This is a genomic window from Streptomyces sp. NPDC050528, assembly GCF_044457795.1.
GTDB lineage: Bacteria > Actinomycetota > Actinomycetes > Streptomycetales > Streptomycetaceae > Streptomyces.
In genome coordinates this window covers 1-1,417 of the sequence record NZ_JBITHH010000039.1, presented here as the reverse complement: position 1 = coordinate 1,417, position 1,417 = coordinate 1, and the positions used below count along the sequence as shown (strand labels likewise).

Annotated in this window: 1 rRNA gene; it reads right to left on the bottom strand. The window is 56.2% G+C overall.

Going from position 1 to position 1,417, the window contains the following annotated elements:
* Window positions 1-22 precede the first annotated feature (22 nt).
* A 23S ribosomal RNA gene (locus tag ACIBK4_RS50475) occupies window positions 23-1,417 on the bottom strand; the annotation flags it as partial.

The window sequence follows — 1,417 nt, the reverse complement described above, 5'->3', positions numbered from 1 at the left end:
AACACAGTGGACGCGAGCAACTGAGGACAAGCCCTCGGCCTATTAGTACCGGTCACCTCCACCCATTACTGGGCTTCCAGATCCGGCCTATCAACCCAGTCGTCTACTGGGAGCCTTAACCCATCAAGTGGGTGGGAACACTCATCTCGAAGCAGGCTTCCCGCTTAGATGCTTTCAGCGGTTATCCCTCCCGAACGTAGCCAACCAGCCATGCCCTTGGCAGAACAACTGGCACACCAGAGGTTCGTCCGTCCCGGTCCTCTCGTACTAGGGACAGCCCTTCTCAATGTTCCTGCGCGCGCAGCGGATAGGGACCGAACTGTCTCACGACGTTCTAAACCCAGCTCGCGTACCGCTTTAATGGGCGAACAGCCCAACCCTTGGGACCGACTCCAGCCCCAGGATGCGACGAGCCGACATCGAGGTGCCAAACCATCCCGTCGATATGGACTCTTGGGGAAGATCAGCCTGTTATCCCCGGGGTACCTTTTATCCGTTGAGCGACGGCGCTTCCACAAGCCACCGCCGGATCACTAGTCCCGACTTTCGTCCCTGCTCGACCCGTCGGTCTCACAGTCAAGCTCCCTTGTGCACTTACACTCAACACCTGATTGCCAACCAGGCTGAGGGAACCTTTGGGCGCCTCCGTTACTCTTTAGGAGGCAACCGCCCCAGTTAAACTACCCATCAGACACTGTCCCTGATCCGGATCACGGACCCAGGTTAGACATCCAGCACGACCAGACTGGTATTTCAACGACGACTCCACCTGAACTGGCGTCCAAGCTTCACAGTCTCCCAGCTATCCTACACAAGCCGAACCGAACACCAATATCAAACTGTAGTAAAGGTCCCGGGGTCTTTCCGTCCTGCTGCGCGAAACGAGCATCTTTACTCGTAGTGCAATTTCACCGGGCCTATGGTTGAGACAGTCGAGAAGTCGTTACGCCATTCGTGCAGGTCGGAACTTACCCGACAAGGAATTTCGCTACCTTAGGATGGTTATAGTTACCACCGCCGTTTACTGGCGCTTAAGTTCTCAGCTTCGCCACCCCGAAGAGTGACTAACCGGTCCCCTTAACGTTCCAGCACCGGGCAGGCGTCAGTCCGTATACATCGCCTTACGGCTTCGCACGGACCTGTGTTTTTAGTAAACAGTCGCTTCTCGCTGGTCTCTGCGGCCACCCCCAGCTCGGAGAGCAAGTCTCCTCACCAGTGATGGCCCCCCTTCTCCCGAAGTTACGGGGGCATTTTGCCGAGTTCCTTAACCATAGTTCACCCGAACGCCTCGGTATTCTCTACCTGACCACCTGAGTCGGTTTAGGGTACGGGCCGCCATGAAACTCGCTAGAGGCTTTTCTCGACAGCATAGGATCATCCACTTCACCACAATCGGCTCGGCATCAGGTCTCAGACT